This window comes from Gemella haemolysans (assembly GCF_028308085.1).
Taxonomy (GTDB): domain Bacteria; phylum Bacillota; class Bacilli; order Staphylococcales; family Gemellaceae; genus Gemella; species Gemella haemolysans_D.
Genome location: NZ_JAQMFS010000033.1, coordinates 1 through 702, shown reverse-complemented (window position 1 = coordinate 702; position 702 = coordinate 1). Strand labels below are relative to the sequence as shown.

Sequence of the window (702 nt, the reverse complement as noted above, 5' to 3'; positions counted from 1 at the left end):
TGATGTGTACCCAAAATTCTGGACACATATATATTTAGTTTAAACATGTGGATGTTATCCTGTATTGTACAGGTGACATCCATTTCGTTTTTGATTGAATTCTCTTGTTGTTATAATAAGCTATATATTCATATACAGCTTTACTAAACTCTTCAAATGACATATAATTCTTTTCATAACCATAAAATATCTCCGTCTTCATTCTTCCGAAAAATGATTCCATGATACTATTATCATAACAATTTCCCTTTCTAGACATTGATTGAATGATTCCATGTTTTTTCAACTCACTTCTATAGTGTGAATGTTGATACTGCCACCCTTGATCCGAATGCATAATTAATCCGTCTGTATTTGGAAATTTATTAAATGCTTGTTCTAACATCCTTTTTATCTGATTTAAATTTGGATGTAAAGATAAATCATATGATATTATTTCATTTGTATGCATATCTAGAATCGCTGAAAAATAGCACTTTCCCCATGGGAAATTGAATTGTGATACATCTGTAGTCCATTTCTGTAAAGGAGCAGTTGTACTAAAATCTCGATTTATTATATTATTAGCGACTTTTCCTATTGTTCCTTTATATGAGTGATATCTTTCTTTAGGACGTTTCCCTTTCAGTCCTTCTTTATGCATAAGACTTTGTACTCGTTTATGATTTACTTTAAAACCTCTATTAATTAGTTCATTGTGAA

Annotated in this window: 1 protein-coding gene; it reads right to left on the bottom strand. The window is 29.9% G+C overall.

Annotated features, from left to right (window positions below; all coding sequences use genetic code 11):
• Positions 1–34: 34 nt before the first annotated feature.
• Positions 35–702: IS3 family transposase (locus tag PNO30_RS02795; protein ID WP_271987080.1), on the bottom strand; the 668-nt coding region annotated here is incomplete at its 5' end.